This is a genomic window from Cytobacillus sp. GQ23 (genome assembly GCF_059758675.1).
Window position 1 is genome coordinate 93,086 of the sequence record NZ_JCAXER010000017.1, and the last position, 18,354, is coordinate 111,439.

General features: G+C 45.2%; 19 protein-coding genes, 1 pseudogene and 1 riboswitch. Of the genes and pseudogenes, 4 read left to right on the forward strand and 16 right to left on the reverse strand.

Going from position 1 to position 18,354, the window contains the following annotated elements; translation table 11 throughout:
• Positions 1–3: 3 nt before the first annotated feature.
• From AC6CHU_RS15510 to AC6CHU_RS15565, 12 genes are all read right to left on the reverse strand, one after another.
• Positions 4–999, reverse strand: a complete 996-nt coding sequence (locus AC6CHU_RS15510) for a sensor histidine kinase (RefSeq protein ID WP_498122242.1) — start codon at positions 997–999, stop codon at positions 4–6.
• Positions 996–1,670 (reverse strand): response regulator transcription factor, encoded by a 675-nt coding sequence (locus AC6CHU_RS15515; RefSeq protein ID WP_159862194.1) that lies wholly within the window; start codon positions 1,668–1,670, stop codon positions 996–998. The genes AC6CHU_RS15510 and AC6CHU_RS15515 overlap by 4 nt, the downstream gene beginning before the upstream one ends.
• Before the next feature lie 92 nt (positions 1,671–1,762).
• Positions 1,763–2,281, reverse strand: a complete 519-nt coding sequence (locus tag AC6CHU_RS15520; protein ID WP_236566104.1) for a hypothetical protein — start codon at positions 2,279–2,281, stop codon at positions 1,763–1,765.
• Between the two features lie 15 nt (positions 2,282–2,296).
• Positions 2,297–2,638 carry a hypothetical protein gene (locus AC6CHU_RS15525; RefSeq protein ID WP_159862196.1) on the reverse strand — a complete coding sequence of 114 codons (342 nt, stop codon included), beginning with the start codon at positions 2,636–2,638 and terminating at the stop codon, positions 2,297–2,299.
• A gap of 107 nt (positions 2,639–2,745) precedes the next feature.
• Positions 2,746–3,231 carry a nitroreductase family protein gene (locus AC6CHU_RS15530; protein WP_159862197.1) on the reverse strand — a complete coding sequence of 162 codons (486 nt, stop codon included), beginning with the start codon at positions 3,229–3,231 and terminating at the stop codon, positions 2,746–2,748.
• Between the two features lie 51 nt (positions 3,232–3,282).
• Entirely contained in the window at positions 3,283–4,533 is a 1,251-nt protein-coding gene (locus AC6CHU_RS15535) for a multidrug effflux MFS transporter (RefSeq protein WP_159862198.1), read from the reverse strand.
• A 39-nt stretch (positions 4,534–4,572) separates the two neighbouring features.
• The gene (locus tag AC6CHU_RS15540; protein ID WP_159862199.1) at positions 4,573–4,962 is read right to left on the reverse strand and encodes a hypothetical protein; all 390 of its coding nucleotides are present in this window, start codon (positions 4,960–4,962) and stop codon (positions 4,573–4,575) included.
• A 129-nt stretch (positions 4,963–5,091) separates the two neighbouring features.
• Positions 5,092–5,991 carry an EamA family transporter gene (locus tag AC6CHU_RS15545; protein WP_159862200.1) on the reverse strand — a complete coding sequence of 300 codons (900 nt, stop codon included), beginning with the start codon at positions 5,989–5,991 and terminating at the stop codon, positions 5,092–5,094.
• A gap of 92 nt (positions 5,992–6,083) precedes the next feature.
• Complete coding sequence (locus AC6CHU_RS15550) at positions 6,084–6,776, reverse strand: helix-turn-helix transcriptional regulator (RefSeq protein WP_159862201.1); 693 nt, start codon at positions 6,774–6,776, stop codon at positions 6,084–6,086.
• Between the two features lie 596 nt (positions 6,777–7,372).
• Complete coding sequence (locus AC6CHU_RS15555) at positions 7,373–7,801, reverse strand: DUF4181 domain-containing protein (protein ID WP_159862202.1); 429 nt, start codon at positions 7,799–7,801, stop codon at positions 7,373–7,375.
• Positions 7,802–7,906: 105 nt separating this feature from the next.
• A complete protein-coding gene (locus tag AC6CHU_RS15560) occupies positions 7,907–8,404 on the reverse strand; it encodes a methylated-DNA--[protein]-cysteine S-methyltransferase (RefSeq protein ID WP_159862203.1) in 498 nt (165 codons plus the stop codon).
• The gene (locus tag AC6CHU_RS15565) at positions 8,394–8,969 is read right to left on the reverse strand and encodes a bifunctional transcriptional activator/DNA repair enzyme AdaA (protein ID WP_159862204.1); all 576 of its coding nucleotides are present in this window, start codon (positions 8,967–8,969) and stop codon (positions 8,394–8,396) included. The genes AC6CHU_RS15560 and AC6CHU_RS15565 overlap by 11 nt, the downstream gene beginning before the upstream one ends.
• A gap of 119 nt (positions 8,970–9,088) precedes the next feature.
• On the opposite strand from AC6CHU_RS15565, the gene AC6CHU_RS15570 reads away from it, so the two are divergent.
• The 3 genes and pseudogenes from AC6CHU_RS15570 (at position 9,089) to AC6CHU_RS15580 (ending at position 13,211) form a co-directional block, all read left to right on the forward strand.
• Positions 9,089–10,009: a DNA-3-methyladenine glycosylase family protein gene (locus AC6CHU_RS15570; protein ID WP_498122245.1), complete on the forward strand. Its 921-nt coding sequence runs from the start codon at positions 9,089–9,091 to the stop codon at positions 10,007–10,009.
• Positions 10,010–10,109: 100 nt separating this feature from the next.
• A riboswitch (cobalamin riboswitch) is annotated at positions 10,110–10,296 on the forward strand.
• 140 nt (positions 10,297–10,436) lie between these two features.
• Positions 10,437–12,713: pseudogene (gene metE / locus AC6CHU_RS15575) on the forward strand (5-methyltetrahydropteroyltriglutamate--homocysteine S-methyltransferase); the annotation flags it as partial.
• A 48-nt stretch (positions 12,714–12,761) separates the two neighbouring features.
• Positions 12,762–13,211, forward strand: coding sequence for an acyl-CoA thioesterase (locus tag AC6CHU_RS15580; protein ID WP_311315900.1), 450 nt, complete (start codon positions 12,762–12,764; stop codon positions 13,209–13,211).
• Between the two features lie 71 nt (positions 13,212–13,282).
• Here AC6CHU_RS15580 and AC6CHU_RS15585 read toward each other — a convergent pair whose 3' ends face one another.
• Together AC6CHU_RS15585 and AC6CHU_RS15590 are read right to left on the reverse strand one after the other, a co-directional pair.
• Positions 13,283–13,471, reverse strand: coding sequence for a hypothetical protein (locus AC6CHU_RS15585; RefSeq protein ID WP_159862207.1), 189 nt, complete (start codon positions 13,469–13,471; stop codon positions 13,283–13,285).
• Between the two features lie 68 nt (positions 13,472–13,539).
• Complete coding sequence (locus tag AC6CHU_RS15590) at positions 13,540–14,148, reverse strand: YitT family protein (RefSeq protein ID WP_159862208.1); 609 nt, start codon at positions 14,146–14,148, stop codon at positions 13,540–13,542.
• 77 nt (positions 14,149–14,225) lie between these two features.
• Here AC6CHU_RS15590 and AC6CHU_RS15595 point away from each other — a divergent pair, with 77 nt between their 5' ends.
• Positions 14,226–14,735: a GNAT family N-acetyltransferase gene (locus tag AC6CHU_RS15595; protein WP_159862209.1), complete on the forward strand. Its 510-nt coding sequence runs from the start codon at positions 14,226–14,228 to the stop codon at positions 14,733–14,735.
• Between the two features lie 75 nt (positions 14,736–14,810).
• Here AC6CHU_RS15595 and AC6CHU_RS15600 read toward each other — a convergent pair whose 3' ends face one another.
• Positions 14,811–16,700, reverse strand: a complete 1,890-nt coding sequence (locus AC6CHU_RS15600; protein WP_159862210.1) for a Xaa-Pro dipeptidyl-peptidase — start codon at positions 16,698–16,700, stop codon at positions 14,811–14,813.
• 272 nt (positions 16,701–16,972) lie between these two features.
• Positions 16,973–18,214 carry a YeeE/YedE family protein gene (locus AC6CHU_RS15605; RefSeq protein ID WP_201306468.1) on the reverse strand — a complete coding sequence of 414 codons (1,242 nt, stop codon included), beginning with the start codon at positions 18,212–18,214 and terminating at the stop codon, positions 16,973–16,975.
• Positions 18,215–18,354 lie beyond the last annotated feature (140 nt).

Here is an 18,354-nt window from a genome sequence, read left to right on the forward strand (position 1 = left end):
GCTTTACTCATCGTGTGTTTTTTTCATTAGTAAAAAGGGATCGCTATCAAGCGGGAAGTGAACGATAAATTGGGTGTATTCATTCACTTTCGACGTGCAGCTAATATAATGCCCCAGCTTATTGCACAGCTGCTGCGCTAAATATAAACCCATCCCGGTTGACTTCGAATGCAGCCGCCCCGTTTCTCCGGTAAAACCGCGATTAAATACTCTTGGAAGATCTTTTCTGCTGATGCCAATCCCATTATCCCGAATCACGAGCTGCTTTTCCTGCGGGGTTTCAACAACGCTAATAGTGATTTCTCCGCCAGGTTCCGTATATTTCAAACTGTTTGTCAGAAGCTGATTGACAATGAAATGGAGCCATTTAGGATCACTTTGAACTTCAAGCTTATCTGCCTGTATGTGCAGGCGGATGTTTTTTGAAATAAACGACTTGGAGTGGGACTTTACAATATCCTTCGTAATCTTGATTATATCGCATTTCCGGATATCGTAATCCTGATTAAAGCTGTCCAGTTTAGCGTAATAGAGTGCTTGATCAACATAATTTTCAACTTTGGCGATTTCTTCCCTTAAACTGTCTGCATCCATATCAGTCTGCTGCAGCAGGCGAAGTACCGCAATCGGAGTTTTGATTTCATGAAACCAGCTTACGATAAAATCATAATGTTCCTTCTGTCTTTCCTGAATCCGATTCATCTCCCGGATATGTTCCCGCTTCAGCTCATCGATGTGGGCCTTAGCAAACTCTCCTTCCAGAGACAGGCTTTCATAATCCGATCTTTCTATTTGCCGGATCACACGCAGATTTTGCTGATACCGGTATAATAAAAACCCGATTAAGACAATCGAAGATAAGGTAAAGGCATAGAGGAATGTCCCCCACGCCAGGCTGCCATGGATATCAGTAAAAAAGATGGCGGCTGAAATCAGGAAGCTGATCAGGTAGAGGACGATATAAGCCTTTTCATAGGATAGATAGCGAAGGAAATTCATTCGATTATATACCCTAACCCTTTCCGAGTGACAATGAAGTCCTCTAGTCCAAGTGCGCCAATTTTCCGGCGCATCCGATTCACATTCACGGTCAGTGTATTATCATCAACAAACTGCTCCTCATTCCACAGCGCCTGCATTAAGTCATCCCTGGACACGATTTTTCCGATATTCCGCATCATCAGCTGCAAAAGGATGAATTCATTCCGGCTTAGCTCATTGCTTTTCCCATCCAATTCAATCGTTGAATTGGTTACATTTAATTTCAGGCCGCGATGGATCAGACGGATATTCTCCTCTTCCTGATAGGTATACTTCCGGCGGATGAGCGCACTGATTTTGGCAAGAAGGATATCCAAATCAAAGGGCTTCTGGATAAAATCATCCCCGCCCATATTAATAGCCATTATGATATCCATATTCTGATTTCTGGAGGAAAGGAAAATGATCGGCACCTTTGAAACCGAGCGTATTTGCTGGCACCAGTAATATCCATCAAAAACAGGAAGATTGATATCCAATAAAATCAGGTGTGGACTTGTCTGCTCAAATTCCGTCAGCACTTGATCAAACTGAGTTACCTCTACCACATCATATTGCCACTTTTTAAGCGTATCAGCGACAATCCGTCTTATTTTTTCATCGTCTTCGATCATCATGATTCTATACATAATATCCCTCTTTGCTGGAATAATGACTTCGTTTAAAATTTTTAAGATACTGCTATTATTCCATACTGTAATCCGGATTTGAAATGATCACCTTATTGCTTGAGCTCATCAAGAGTCTTAAACATTCTCAAATACACATCACGAATGGATTCATCGGTCAATTCGTCATTATACAGCCCATACTCCCAAGTTTGAAGGGAATCATTTTCTTCGGAAGTCAGAACTCCCACAGCATAGCTTTTGCCAGCCTCCCACTTCCATGAATCACTATATTCTGTGTCTTCACCTAAAAACGGGATATGACTGCTTGCCGATACAAAAAAGAACGGAATGGATGACTCTGCATAGGTATCTGCATATTTGGCTTCAGCCGCTTTAGCAAGATTCTTTTCAGTTATGATAACTGCTTCATAAGAGCTTAATTCCTCAGCTCTAAGTTCATCAATAGATAGTTCATTAAACTTCACTTGGTCTACATCCAATCTTGGCGGGTCTCCAACGACCGCAATCCTTAATGCTTTTCCATCATACGGCTCGAGGTCAGGGGTTTGATTACAAGCTGATAGTATAATGGCGAGGAATAGCAATATAGAAGAAAACTCTCTCGTCATAAGCTTCACCGTACCTTAGAAAAAATAAAAAATAGCCCCTAGTATCCCAATCATCATTAGGGCAAAACTCTTTTTAAACTGTCTCTGCCTGAATGTAGACACGCATGCTGTCACCAGCCCGATGAACACTAATCCGGAGCCTATATGCTGAATGATTTTGATTTCTGAAATGCTGCCGGTAATAAAGACTTGAAAACCTATGCAGCAGCCTCCAAAAGTCAGGAAAAAGAAAGGGTTCTTCAGCTCTATTTTCACATCCTGCTGTTCCTTTTTGCTCATTTTTTTATAAGCATTTTGAAAGAAGAAAAAGGGAGCCACCCATATAAATATGATTAATATTGCCTGGAAGAAAAACATATGAACTCCTCTCGCCATTCTATTAATCTACCACTTCAAAATTATACCATATTCTAACAATAACAAAAAAAGCGCCCTCCAGTGGATAGGCGCCCTATAAACAATACTTATGATAAATGCCGTATTTTGCTATTGATCTGTGTACGCGGCTTCGCTTCCGGCACTTCTGCAGGATATCCTACACCGAAGATACCGACGACATCGTAATCTTCAGGGACATTTAACGTCAGTCTGGCTTTGGCAGAAGTCCCCAGAGAAGACCAGAAAGTCCCTACGCCTGATTCCCACGCCATCAGCATAAAGTTCTGGATAAAGCAGGATACGGCAGCCATATTCTCTGTTCGCTCCAGAGCTGTTGCTCCATGCTTGGACAGAATCGCGAGCACAATGGGCGCTCCCCCGAAATCGGTTTTATGATTCAGCTTAGCCCTTGTTTCCGGGCCAGCAAATAAAACTTCCCAAGGCTCCGTCATTTTGTGGTTGGGCGCCATGGTCGCAGCCTCCAGCCAGGAGATGATGGCACTTTGCTCCACTGCATCCGGTTTGAATTTTTTGATGTTGCGGCGAGTCGTGATTATTTTCTGTATATCCATTGTTCATTTCCCCTTTCATTTATCATTCATTTTACTGGATTAATAGATTATTTACATCACAGCCTTCTCATTATCAATGGATTTCCCGCTGGGCCGGGCTGCCAGGAACAAATAGGACAGTACAGCCCCGGCACTTGCGCATGCTATGACAATCCCCATCGATATCGCCGGGCTGTCTCCTAAGCCGACAAGGGGAGCCACACAACCTCCAAAGATTAAGGACAGTACCCCCAGTAATGCAGAGGCACTTCCTGCCGACTTGCCCTGATTTTGCATGGCAAGCGAGAAGCCTGAAGTACTCACCACCCCAATACTTGATACAACAAAGAATAACGGCAGCAAAATAGCGTACAAGCCTGCATCTAAAAGAAGCATGATTAATAGAGCAATAGCCCCAATGAAAGAGATGCATATGCCAGCCGTAAAAAGCTTCCTTTCGCTGATCCTCCCCGCCAGTCTTCCCGTTATTTGACTGGAAATGATGATTCCGAGACCATTGATGGCAAAGATCAGGCTGAACATCTGCGGGGTCGCCCCATAAATGTTCTGAAGGACGAAGGGTGAGCCGGATATATACGCAAACATGGCGGCAAACACCAGGCCTTGCGACAATGCATACCCTATGAAACTTCGATTCAATAAGAGCTGCTGAAAGGTCGATAATGTGTTTTTTATGCCGCCCTGTGAACGGGAACCGTCTGGCAGCGTCTCTGGCAAACCAAATAGTACGACAAGAAACATCACCAGGCCAATTACACTCAAAACGATAAACACTCCCTGCCAGGGAGCAATCCGCAATAACTGGCCGCCAAGTATAGGAGCAAGGATGGGGGCCACACCATTCACCAAAGCCAGCAGAGAGAAAAACTTAGTCAGTTCCGTGCCTGAGTATAGATCCCGGACAATCGCACGGGAGATGACAATCCCGGCTGCCCCGGCCAGACCCTGAATAAACCTCAGCACAATCAAGCCCCAGATGGACTGGCTAAAGGCGCACAGCAAAGAAACGCCAAAATAAATGAGTAATCCTATAAGAAGCGGCTTTCGGCGTCCGCGAACATCACTGAGCGGCCCTGCAAGCAGCTGGCCTAGGGATAGACCGAGCAGAAAAAAGGTTAAACTTAGCTGTACAAGGGACGGCTTGGTATGCAGGTCATTCGCGATATCAGGCAGAGCCGGCAAATACATGTCGATGGATAACGGAGCAAACGCTGCTAAAGTACCAAGCACGAGCGCCATCCATAATCGCCTGGATTTTGAAGGACCCGGGGCATTTCTTATACTTTCTACAGAATCATTCATTGGTTTTCCTGCCTTTTCCTATGAATTTGGACTTTGAGCTTAAAGATTATTGATAAGAATCCGTATGGCTTCTGAAACATCCACCTTTTTTTCCTGGCAGAAATGATTCAGCTTTTTGAACATCTCTTCGTCCAGCCTGACATGGATGGAATGCTTAAGTTTTTGGCCTTCAGGCTTCTTGGGCCGGCCCCTACCAATTTTCCGCTGTCCTTTTTCGTCCCTCCAAACGGCTATGGTCACATACCCGTCTTTTTCCAGCCATTTCTGAAGATCATTTTCCTTCCAAATGCGCGCTGCATCATTCTCATGCTTTTTCAGATATTCTGTAAGATCCTCACTTTCAAGACCTTTCTTTTTCGCTTTATGGATCATCTTATTTCTAAGAAACTCTTCGTATTGTTCGAATGATGTAAAGGTTTGTTCTTTCATAAACCCTCCGGATTATTTTTTGTTCTACAAAAAATAATAAAGAAGTTTATTTCACAATGCAATCTTTTTTGTGCTACAAAAAAAGAAAGCCAAATTTCTCCGGGAGAAGTTTGGCTTTCCATATGAATATCAATGTTTCTGAACCACCCCAGGCTCAAGATCTCTTTCTGAACCTTTTGAAGACACAATCAATACACCAATTCCAAGCAGTAAGAGAAGGATCCCTAACCAGGAAGTCATGTTTAAAGATTCCTCTAATAGAAAAACACCTAATAATGCTGCAGTTAAAGGCTCGGCCAGCGCAAGTGTAACAGCCGTTGAAGAGGAAACATAGACAAGCCCTTTTGAAAAAAGGAAATAGGCAATTCCCGTAGCCAGAATCCCCAGGTGCAGGCTAACAGTCAACCCCCGAACACTCCCAAGCCAGGACATGTCAAAAATAATTAAGAATGGCGATAGAAAGATGGCACTTAGTGTGAATACAACGGCAACGACTGATAGTGATGAATAATTTTCAACCAGATCCCTGCTGACAAGTGTATAGCATGCAAATGTTAAACCAGCCCCCAATGCCATGAATAGTCCCGCCGGGTCCATTTGAACGGAATTTTTGTTCACGAAAAGCAAAACACATCCCAAAACGGACAAGAAGGTAGAACACCACCAAATGGCAGACGGGCGTTTTTTTAAATAGAGCCATTCAAGAAATCCCGATAAGACCGGCGCACTCCCGATCGCTGTTACGGTACCAATGGCCACTCCTGTAAGGGTGACCGCTGAAAAGAACAATGGCTGGTACAGGGCCATACAAAGTGATGCCATCAGGGTATTCTTAATTGGCCAATTTTTCAGGTCCAGTTTCCCTGCCATCAGAACCATGAATAATAAAAATAAACCACCTGCCGCCAGACGGGCAGCCCCGATGGCAATCGGGTGTGCGCTTTCCGGAGCAAATGCCTGTGTGGCACCCGTAGTCCCCCAGAGCACTCCGGCAAGCAATATAAAAAATGGAGCTGCTTTCCCGTTCATGTTATCACCTCAATAAAAAAAGATAAAAGGAATCATTAAACTTATCTTAGAAAAATTCCTGAGAATTTTCTTTACCAAGTTTAATATCCCTTTTATCCATTCTTAAGGATCCTGTATTTTTGTGGTGCTATTCCTTCACAGCGGGTGAACCACCGGGTAAAGGAGGAAGAATTTTCGAAGCCTAATTCCCCGCTGATCACCGACATGGACCAGGAGGTTGACATTAATAAATGCTTCGCCTCTTTCAAACGGAGATCAGATATATAGGCTTTGGGACTTCTCCCGGTTTTCTTCTTAAACCATGCGGAATAATAGGCCGGATGATAATGTTCGATTTTCGCTAAAGTCTCAAGCCGGATGGACTCCTTAAAATGCCTATGAATATAGTCAACCGACGGGGGCTTGGCGATTTGCAGTTTGCTGGCCACATATCTGGTCAAATCTGCCAGGGAGGATGCACTCCCCTGATTCCCCGCCTCTTCAAGCAGCAAATAACGGATCGAAGCCCATTGCTGATCCAGCTGAATGTACATGCTGCTGGAATCTTCCGGCAAATAAGCTATCGGGATATCCAGGATCAAAAACTCATTCCGGTCCATCGACCTATAGTTATGATCAACCCCTTGCGGAAGGAAAAAGCAATAGTCCGGGCTAAGCTTGATTTCCTGCCATTTCGTCTTGATATCCAAGGATCCCTGTAACGGGAAAAGAAACTGGCCAAATTCATGCTGGTGCGAATGAAACTCACTGGGATAGGATCTTTTTTCGCAGGTGATGCTTTGCATTAAACTCCCTCCTAGTCTTTAATTTATTATAATCCGAAACTAAGAGGGATGAAAGATTGGGTAATGAAATCTATACTTAATAAAAAGCCAAATGTCACATGATGGGGATAAAATGGGGTGGCATCCGGATGGCAAATTTCTTTAGAATAGTCAATGCGATTATCTTATGAGCCATCGTCATTAAGTTTCTTCCAAAGAATCTTTAAAAAGATATTTGCCGGTCACACTGTTCTTCGCAGGTAATTACTTACACTTTCTCTTCTTAAAGGCGGCACTAAATTTCTTATATTTGATGCCCCTGCTTTCATATACGAGCCATTTTTTAACTTGTGGATCTTTCATTTTACATTGCAGATTCTCAATTTATGCCTTAACCAACCTCATCATGGACCTATTATTTGCTTTTCCCTTGAGTGCACTGGTTCAAAAATTGGTCATTATAAATTAAATAATAAACTCAATGGGCTTATTTATAATGTACTATGCTTTCGCATTAAAATTACGGATTTCAAATGATTTTCGAAAAGGAGACTAACCGCCTCAGTAAAAAGCCCATCAGTATGCATATCCGCTTTTTTTAACCAAGCTGCTACATTCTATAGCATCCAGAAAAAATCAGTCTTAATGGCAGTAATGAACAAAATGATGGAAAAAAACAAACAGCCTAGAGTTACAATAAAAGCCCTGCGGTTTTCGGCAAATTTCCACTCCATAATCGCTTGAACCGTCTCCGTAACAACGATTAATAACATTAGCAAAAACCAAGGCTCCCAATACCAGAGCGATTCCTGGATGTCTCTTTCAATATTAATTCCAAATCCAATAAAGAGGAGCACCATGAAGGAAATCCGAATGGTCCAATCGATTTTTTTATGTTTAGCATTAACATGGTTATAAGAAAAAAACTTTCTCTTCTCAACCTTGAGCCATTTTCTCAAACCCAGCTCAAATGAATACATCAATACTCCTGCAATCGTTACAATAAGGATAAGCTTTGGCCCAAACATCGGATCCGCTCCATACATACCATCCTCCCCTTTCTCCTTATTCTTATCTATATCTACGCATGAGAGTGGGAAAAGTTCCCTTAATGAGCTGCAGAAAAAACAAGGCTGAAGAGGACCATCTCTTCAGCCTTGTTTCTCCAATTTAAGCAGAGTCTGCTTCATTTCTATGCCCCCGCGGTAGCCGGTGATCGCACCATTTTTGCCGATGACACGATGGCATGGAACCGCGATTAACAGTGGATTAGCACCGATTGCTTTCCCTGCTGCCCTTACTGCCTGCGGCCTGTTTATTTTCTCTGCGATGTCAGAATAAGTGACTGTTTGTCCATAAGGGATATGTGCCAGTGCCTCCCAGACTTCCTCTTGAAACGGAGTGCCTTTCACATCCAGGTCCATTGAAAATGCTTGTCTTTTTCCCAGAAGAAATTCCTGTATTTCGGTCATGTATGGCTGCAATGCTTTATTATTTTCCACCAGCACTGCAGCTGGAAAATATTTTCCCAGCGACCTTTCAAAATCCTTAAACTCCGAGTCACATCCTATATAGCAGAGGCCCTTTTCTGTTCTGGCCAGATACAGGCTCCATTCTCCTTCCTCAAGCTTCGCCCATTCAATGTTCATTCTTCCGCTCCTCCCTTGTTTTGTTTCTATATGCAGCAGGTGTTGTACCCAGCTTCTTTTTAAATAAAGAGATAAAATAAGGGGTGCTGGGGAATCCTGCTGATGCACCGACATCGGCTATCGACTGCTCCCCTGCCTCCAGCAGATGGATGGCTTTTTCGAGCCGGAGATCCTGAATATATTCTGCGGGCGACTTCCCGGTGACACGTTTGAACACCCGCTGCAAATGATAGGGACTTCCATGAAAGAGGTCCCCCAGTTGCTGTAATGTAATCGGATCCTTATAATGCTGATCGATCCACCCGGTTATTTGCTTAATCCATACTTCTGCAGGCAGGCTGAGGCCATCCGGTTTGCAGCGCTTGCATGGCCTGAAATTTTGCGCCAGTGCTTGAGCGGCATTTTTAAAAATAGTGACATTTCCAATATTGGGAACTCTCGACCGGCACGACGGCCTGCAGAAAATTCCTGTCGTTTTAACGCCATAAAGAAAGAGCTCATCATAGGATTTGTCGCAATCCTTTATTGCGTTCCAATATTCTTCCGGAATCTGTTCATAAGCCACATGCACTCACCTCTGCTAAAAAGTATACACAAAAAAGAGGCCAAAACAGCGAAATCCTTAATATAAACGCAAGATAACGTAATCCTGAAAACTTACAATAAAGAAAAGGAGGAATGCAAATGAACTCTCATTTTGTTAACTGGAAAGAGGCTGAAAATGGCCTGGTCCTTTTCACCCCGCCTGACTTCAGCTTTTCCGAAAACCTGCGATATTTGTCACGATCGGCAAATGAATGCCTTTATGAGATTTCTGGGGAGACAATTAGACACGCCCTTTCCATCAGAAATGAAAAGCTGCTGCTTGAAATAAGCAGCGCTGCAGACCATTTTCTATCTGTCAGGATTCATAAGCCTGTCCCTCATCAAATGAAAGGAGAAATTGCCGCATATATTCATGATTGGTTCGACCTGGGGACCAGCCTGACCCCATTTTATGAGATGGCACAAACAGACCCCTTGCTGAAAATGCCTGCTGAGCAATTTTTCGGACTGCGGGTGATGGGCATTCCCGATTTATTCGAGGCTCTTGCCTGGGGAATCCTTGGCCAGCAGATTAACCTTACATATGCATATACACTAAAGCGGCGGCTCGTTGAAAAATTTGGGGAGTGCCTGAATTACGACGGGAGCAGATACTGGCTTTTTCCTTCTGCTGAAACAATAGCGGGGTTAACCATGGAGGATCTGGCCGACTTAAAAATGACCGTGAAAAAGTGTGAATATCTCATTGATGTGGCTCGCTTAATGGTAAATGGCGAGCTATCGAAAGAGGACCTGCTTAAGGAGGGAGATGTAAAAGCTGCCGAAAGAAGGCTAACGAAAATACGCGGCATCGGACCCTGGACCGCCCATTATGTCCTCATGCGGTGCCTGCGCTTCCCGAACGCTTTTCCTATCGATGATGTCGGCCTGCACAATGCGATTAAAGTGATCTCAGGCTCTGAAAGGAAGCCTGCGAGAGAGGAAATTCTGAAATATTCAGCCCGCTGGGAGAAATGGGAAGCATACGCTGCTTTTTATTTGTGGAGAGTTCTGTACTAAAAATCTTTTGACAGCATCAGTATCCCATGCTAGTATTTTCTTTAAATTTAAATTTTTTAAATTTTCGCGAGGGTTCCCGAAACCCGCACAACCAGACAATTTCATAACGAATGCTTCAGGTGCTGAACGATCTTGTTCAGTTAAAAGGGAAGACCGGTTAAAAGCCGGCGCGGTCCCGCCACTGTATTGGGGAGCGGCTTATATCAAACCACTGTTTCATCTGAAATGGGAAGGGTTAAGCTGCGGTGAACCAGAGCCAGGAGACCTGCCTGTTGTATGCACTTGTACTCTACGGGTATATAGAGAGGAGTGAGATAAGCAAGTTGGGGAAGCCCCGACTCTATTTAACTATGCACAACTATCTCTCTTTTCAATGAAAAGAGAGATTTTTTATTTTACAGAGAAAAAGGACGGGAGTGTTGTCAGATTGAGTAAAGTGAAGAGTTCGAGCTTAGGATATCCTCGTATTGGAGAACAGAGAGAATGGAAAAAGGCGCTGGAGCAGTTTTGGAAGGGCGCTACTGAAAAAGAAGATTTTTTAAAGCACATGGAGGAGCTGCGCCTGAATCATCTGAAAAAACAGCTGGACCAGGGCATTGATCTGGTTCCTGTCGGCGATTGGAGCATGTACGATCACATGCTGGATACGGCTGTTATGTTTGGGCTGGTGCCAAAACGTTTCGACTATACCGGCGGCAAGGTCACATTGGAGACCTATTTTGATATGGCCCGGGGAAGCGCTTCTGCTGTTGCGTGTGAAATGACAAAATGGTTTAACACCAACTACCATTATATCGTTCCCGAGCTGGACCAGCATACTCCTTTCCTGTCTGAAAACCGGCCGCTTCAGTTCTTTAAAGAAGCGAAGCAAAAGCTCGGCATCACAGGCAAACCGGTCATCATCGGCCCCATCACCTTTGTCAAATTAGCGAAAGGCTATAAAAAGGCCGAACTCGCGCAAATGGTGCACCTGTTTGTGCCTTTGTATGCCCAGATACTCAAAGAGCTTGAGGAAGCCGGTGCTGAATGGGTGCAGATGGATGAGCCGATTCTATGCAGCACGCTCACCCATGAAGACAACCAGCTTTTTAAAGATGTGTACGGGCTATTAAGCGAAGCAGTCCCGGGCATCAAGCTGATTCTTCAGACTTATTTTGATTCAGTGGAATTTTTTAGAGAATTAGTCTCCCTCCCTGTTCACGGAATAGGCCTTGATTTTGTCCATGATGATGGACGGAACCTGGAAGCCTTGAAGAAATTTGGATTTCCAAAGGATAAAACGCTGGCCGTCGGTGTGATTGATGGCCGCAATATTTGGAGAGCTGATTTGGAGAAATGCTTCAGGCTGCTGGAGGAAGTTTCCGAATACACTGAGAACCTGATTGTCCAGCCGGCTTCTTCTCTCCTGCATGTTCCGGTTACTGTTAAAAATGAAGAAGAATTGCATCCTGTATTAAAAAACAGCCTCTCTTTTGCGAATGAAAAGCTGCGGGAAATCGCCATTCTTTCAGATGGACTTCAAAACAGCAGAGAGAAAGCGGCCGATGAAATAGCCGCAAGCTCAGCTGCCAACCGAACATTCGCGGACCTGCCCGAACGAAAGCATCAGGAGGTAAGAGAAAAAATGGCGAACCTTCAGGCATTGAACAGGGAACGGTCCGCTCCGTTTGAAGTCCGGCATCAGGCGCAGGAAGCTGCCTTTAAGCTGCCGATTCTTCCAACAACCACCATCGGCAGCCTTCCACAGACAGCTGAGGTCCGGAAAGAGCGCCTTAAATGGCGTAAAGACGAGATCACACATGAGGCCTATGAACAATTTATACAGGCTGAGATCAAAAAATGGATCAGCATTCAGGAAGATCTGGGATTGGATGTGCTGGTCCACGGGGAATTCGAGCGGACCGACATGGTTGAATATTTCGGCGAAAAGCTGGGTGGCTTTCAATTCACGAAATGGGGCTGGGTGCAATCCTATGGGTCACGGTGTGTCAAACCGCCGATCATTTATGGGGATGTGTTTTTCAAGGCACCGATGACACTGAAGGAATCCGTCTATGCGCAGTCTCTGACATCCAAGCCGGTAAAAGGGATGCTGACAGGACCTATCACCATTCTGAACTGGTCATTTGTCCGGAATGATCTGCCCCGCTATGCAGTAGCAAACCAGATTGCTCTGGCATTAAGAAAAGAGATCGAAACCCTTGAGGAGCACGGTATCCGGATGATCCAGGTGGATGAGCCCGCACTAAGGGAAGGGCTTCCTTTAAAAAGGGAGAATTGGGACAGCTACCTGCATGCAGCTGTGGATGCCTTTAAACTGGCTACGGCATCTGTGAAAAATGATACCCAAATCCATACCCATATGTGCTACTCCAATTTCAAAGATATTATCGAAGCCATTGATGCACTGGATGCAGATGTCATTTCCATCGAAACCTCCAGAAGCCATGGCGAGCTGATTGGGGCCTTTGAGGAAAGCATCTATTCGAAGGGCATTGGACTTGGCATTTATGATATTCACAGTCCACGGGTACCAAGTGTGGAGGAAATGACCCGTAATATTGACCGGGCACTGAAGGTCCTGGATCCAAGGCTGTTCTGGATTAACCCGGACTGCGGCCTGAAAACACGCGGCATAGCAGAAGCCACCGGGGCATTGGCCGTGATGGTGGATGCCGCGCGCCAGGCCAGGGAAAAACTGCTGGCCCAATGGCTTGAAGCGGAAACTGCAGAGAATACCCATTCAACAGAAGTGTCGAAAACCGTCCAGACCCGATTGGTCCTCCCGCCTGACACGAACCATCTGCAGACGATCTTTGGCGGAAAAGTGCTGGCCTATATTGACGAAATTGCGGCACTGGCGGCTATGAAGCATGCCAACAGCGCGGTCGTGACTGCCTCCATTGACTCGGTCGATTTCCTCTCGTCTGCTAAAGTCGGGGATGCGTTAAGCCTGGAAGCCTATGTCACTTCCACTGGCCGGACATCAATGGAGATTTACGTGAAAGTCACGTCTACGAACCTCCTGACAGGCGAAAGCACACTGACGACCGAGTCCTTCCTGACCATGGTTGCCGTAGATGAAAGCGGGAAGCCGGTTCCGGTTCCGAAAGTCATCCCATTAACAGATGAAGAAATCCGGCTGCATGCAACGGCAGCTGCAAGGAAGGAACACCGGATCAATCGGGCGAGCATCCGCTGATGAGGGTTTACTCCCTGAAGTAATGCCATAACTCAGAGTAAATTAGGGGACAGGGTTCCCCCCTGTCCTTTCTATGTCAGAAAAAAGTACAGCGGGGTCATCACAAGAAATAAGGCTTGAAAAAAACACCCGCCAGCACAGCCAAGACAGCCTTCATCCGCCAGCTGTTCACCCGCTTCATATATATTCTCCCCTACATCCCAGCCATTGTCCTCTTCTTCACCCTTGTACTTTTGGCTATTCTCTTTGTCTTGAATCATAGATACTCCTTTTTTCTGATAGATAATAATTTTTCAGAAAAAAAGAAAAGACCCATGTGGCCCTCCCTTTAATAATGAATCTTATATTTCTCCGCCAGTATTTTTATATCCAGCCTGTAGAGAAGATCAATCATCCGAGTTCCGATCATCTGGCAGATCACGGCATACACAATGACCTTCCAGTCCACGACAACCCCCGTAAGAAGCAGCAGACAGCCATTTATGTAAAATAATGTCCGTCCCGGCGCACTTCCCCTTGCTTTAGAGATGATTAGCGCTAGGATATCCATGCCACCGGAGGAAGCCCCCATCCGGAATAAAATGCCGACTCCTATTCCGAAAATAACAGCACCCAGCAGTAAATCCAACAGGACCGGATTAAGTGGCTCTGATGCTAAGGGAGTCAGAAGATCGATTGTTACGGAAGTGACTGATACACAATAGAGCGTCCAGATTACACTGCTTTTCCCCAGCCACTTTGCTGCTGCGAGGAGAAGGCCTGCGTTCAGCACCCACAATGTGACCGAATAAGGTGTATTCATCAGATAATTTAATAGTACTGCCAGACTTGCAGCGCCACCCGACGGGATAAAATGCGGAAACAAGAAAAAAGTCATCGCGATTCCCTGGATGACGGCGGCCATTCCCAAAATCAAAGATTTATAGAGTACGTGCATGACAAAAACTCCTAACGTTTTTCCTTACTCTATCTTATAATAATTCCATAGAATAAGAAACCATGCGAGGTGATAGAATGTCCATTCCTTTTGAAACAGAACGGCTCCTGCTCCGGACCATGCAGGGAGATGACCTGGAAGCCGTTTATGAGATTTGGGGCAGCCCCGAGGTAATGAAATACTGCGGCGGCGCCAGTACTAAAAGCCGTATCGAGCGCTCTATCGATTTTTATAGGGAGCTGCAAAATGAAAAGGGCTACTCGGTTTACACTGTTCTGCAAAAAGAAACCTCTGCCATCATTGGGGTTTGCGGGTTTAACCCGGCAGAAGATGAACATGAAGCCGAGCTTATTTATCATTTTAATCAGCATTACTGGGGAAAAGGATATGCTGCAGAAGCATCCGCTGCATGCTTGGCTGTTATAAGGAAAAATTGCCCGCGTATCCGGAAAGTGATTGCGGCTGTGGATCCGGCCAACCCTGCTTCCGGGAAGGTGCTCCGGAAAATCGGCATGACCCCGGCTGGGATGAAGTGGTTTGAAGATACACAGCAGGAAGAACTGTGTTTTGAACTGGAGCTTGCGTAAACAATTCACCTTCTTATTTTGCTGAGAAATAAAAAACGAGTCTGCACTTGCTGCAGACCCGGCTCTTTTATTCTATTAAAATCCAACTGCCTTTTTTCCGCCCACAACAGGCAGGCTGATGTAACTTTGCCCGAGCTTTACTTCAAACGTGGCCTCTGTTGTGGATGGAATGGTACGTCTTCGGTCGCTTCCGGCGATGATAATGCCGATTCGGTGACCTTTCTTAAATACATAGTCTTCAGGCAAAACACTCCACTCAAACTTATAATTCTTGCCTCCTTTTAAAGGTTCCTCCTTCTCAATCGTTTTCCAGTTTTTCGGATCAAACCATCCTCTTGTCACGACTTCATATGGTGCTGTGTGAGTAGTTTTTTCTGTTTCTTTGTAGCATGCATCATCAGTTGAGATACTTTCTCCCCAACAGCTTTCTGTATTGAGAGTTCGCACTCCCTCTCCCGGGCCTTCATGATGAATGCGGGTATCCGTTCCATAATCTACAATGAGAACTGTCAAATTAGAGTCTTCCTTATTGACCTTTGCCCGAAGTGAAATTTCAGGAATGCCACTCAAACGGACATCTTCTGCAAGCTGTGGAGATAAAAATGCCAGGCGGTCGCTTTTGACAGCCGTTTCATTGGTGACCATCTGCTGCTCAGTTTGTGTCGGGTTATCTGTAAAGGATTGCTGAAAATTGCCCTTCACAGGTCCAGTTGTCAGCATGCCATTTGTCTCTTCATTCTCACCTGGCGCTAATCGTATTTTTACATTTGCTGCATTTTGATCGGGCCATGAGGTTTGGGTTTCCCAATTATCCGCACCTCTTTCAATATCAACGGCAGGCTCGTCCATAATGCCGTTCTCAATATCCATCAGCCAGTAGTCAAACCAGCGCTGCAGTGTATCAACCCACTCTGCTCTTCGGAAGTCAAATGGATCGACATGGCCCGTTTGCGTGAGCCATAGTTTTCTCGGAACATCTTCTTTGGATAGAGCTATCCACCAATCCGCGAGGTGATTCATTTTTACATTGAAATCATTTAATCCATGAACTGCAAACACACTTGCTTTTACATTTTTTACGTCCTTAACGTAATTTCTTTCATCCCAAAACTCATTATAATCTCCCGATGGGTCATCCGCTTCCGCATTCAAGCGATCAAACACCGGCTTACAGGCCTCTTTGCGGGAGCTGCTGGCCACTCTGCTTGCCAGGCCTCCTGGCCCGTTGTTGTAATATGTAAGCCCCTCATGGCGATAATAATTGTACCAGCTGCTAATGGCACCAATTGGAACAATTGTCTTTAAGCCTTCCACTCCTGTAGCGGCAACCCCATTGGCCAGCGTGCCGTCATAGGACTTTCCAATCATTCCGACATTCCCGGTTGTCCAATCTGCTTTCACTTCATTATTATCATGATCCCATGCTTTTGCTCTGCCATTCATCCAGTCAATTACAACCCGGATGCTTTCAATTTCCTCATATCCGCCTGTTGTCGGACAGCCATCAGAATTGTTCGTCCCAACCATCTCGGGCAAAGCGACTGCATAACCTCTTGGAACAAAATAATTATCATAAAATAGAGGAAACTTCTCATTAATGCCATCCTTATCCCCGTCTTTCACTTCACTTTCATTTCCCCGCCCCATACTCTCATAATACGGACTCGCATCCATGATCACGGGAACCTTGAGTCCCTCTTCTGTTTCTTTCGGACGAATGATATCCACGGCAATTCTGTCTTGTTTTCCGTTTTCATCCGAATCCAGTGTGGATTCGACATAGACCGTCTCACGAATCGCCTCTTCATATGAATAAATCGGCTGAGACTTTGCCTCCTCGATTGGTGCTGCCTGTGCCGGTTTCTCTTTCACAGCTGCATTGGCAGGCGTGTAAGCAAATGATGATAGAGTCATAGAAATGACCGCTAACAAAGCTGCAGATCTGAGAAGCTTTTTCTTTCTCATAGAATCCCTCCTCTATTATTTGCAACTCATTATATTTCGAGTATGGAAATATTAATAGATTACTTTTTCCTAAAATTCAATATTTTTGAAAAAATGTTACTTAGTTACTAATAGTAGGAAAGTCTCGGAAGTGGCAGTCTTCCTTTTAACAGAACGTTACAACACTAGTCGAGGATATACAGATGCAGCTGCTGGAGAGTCATCAATTTGACAGCAGGAACTGATTTTTTGACAAAAAAAACCTGGCACTCACCAAGAGTGCCAGGTACCTATTAACAAACCGAATCAGTAGATTTCGGGTTCTTCAATCCAAACAGCGGACGGATGAACAGCGCTACACCTGTTCCGAGCATAGCCATGATCGCCCATACCCAGCCGTGCAGGCTGAAAGATGCGATTCCTCCGAAGTAGGCACCGATGTTGCAGCCGAATGCAAGGCGGGAACCATATCCCATCAGCAGTCCGCCGACAACCGCAGCACCTGCAACACCCGGCTTGATTTTGCCAGGCTTGAACGTTCCCTGTGATGCCGCTGAAATGAAGGCACCCAGGATGATGCCGAAGTTCATGACGCTAGTAGAATCAGCCAGCACTGTGTTTTTCAATGCTGCCAGGTTCGGTTCAGTCGCAAAATAACCCCATGATGTTACGTCGATGCCCATTGCCATCAGTGCTTTTCCGCCCCATAATGCGAATGCGGATGTGATGCCCCAAGGCGTTCCGCGGACAGTAAGAGTCAGTGCATTCAGCACAGCCAGAACGATTGCTGCTGCGAACAAAGGCCATGAACCTCTCAGCACTTTTTTCCATCCAGCCGTTGTAGGCAATGCTTTCATCATTGGCGCTTTGCGCTTTTTCGCGATTTGAAGGGTTACCCAATAGATCAGGCCAAATACAGCAAGCTGAACAACCAATGCCCCGCCATATCCAAGACCCGTAGAGGTAGCCAAAGAAATCGGCGGCAATGCTGGTGTTTCTTCCATCCAGAATGAGAAGTGATACGCTCCGATCGTGGAACCAGCGATGAAAGAAATAAGCGTAAGGATCATGGAGGATTGCCCTCCCCCTACAGAGTACAATGTACCGGATGCACAGCCATTCCCAAGCTGCATCCCAATTCCAAAAATAAAGGAACCAAATAGGACACTGACTCCTACAGGAGACACATATCCTTTAGGCTCAATTCCTGTAAAACTGAAGCCAGTGCTTAAAATAACCGCAAACAATGCTGAAGCAACGGCCAGCATCAGCATATGCGCCTGCAGCCCCTGCCCGTTTCCCACGCTGGCAAATCGCCTGAAGGCAGACGTAAAGCCGAACCGTGCGTGCAGCAGGGTCATGCCGATTGCAATTCCAATAATGAATAATACTCCCTGCGTCATGTCTGCTGCATTTATGATAGAAATGAACAAAATGATAGCCGCAAGAACACCAGCTGCAACAAATGGCTTTTGAATCGGATTTAAGTTTGAAACAACTGTTGTAGGTGCTGAAATCCATGATTTATTTTTCATTTCAACTTGAGCCAACTTCATTCACTCCTTTTCTTATCTTTTTAGTCGGATTAAAGTGCTATTTTATACTAAATTATTTTAAAAGTAAATGGTGAATTTTTCATTCCACCAATGATTTCCGGTGGGACACCTGATATAAT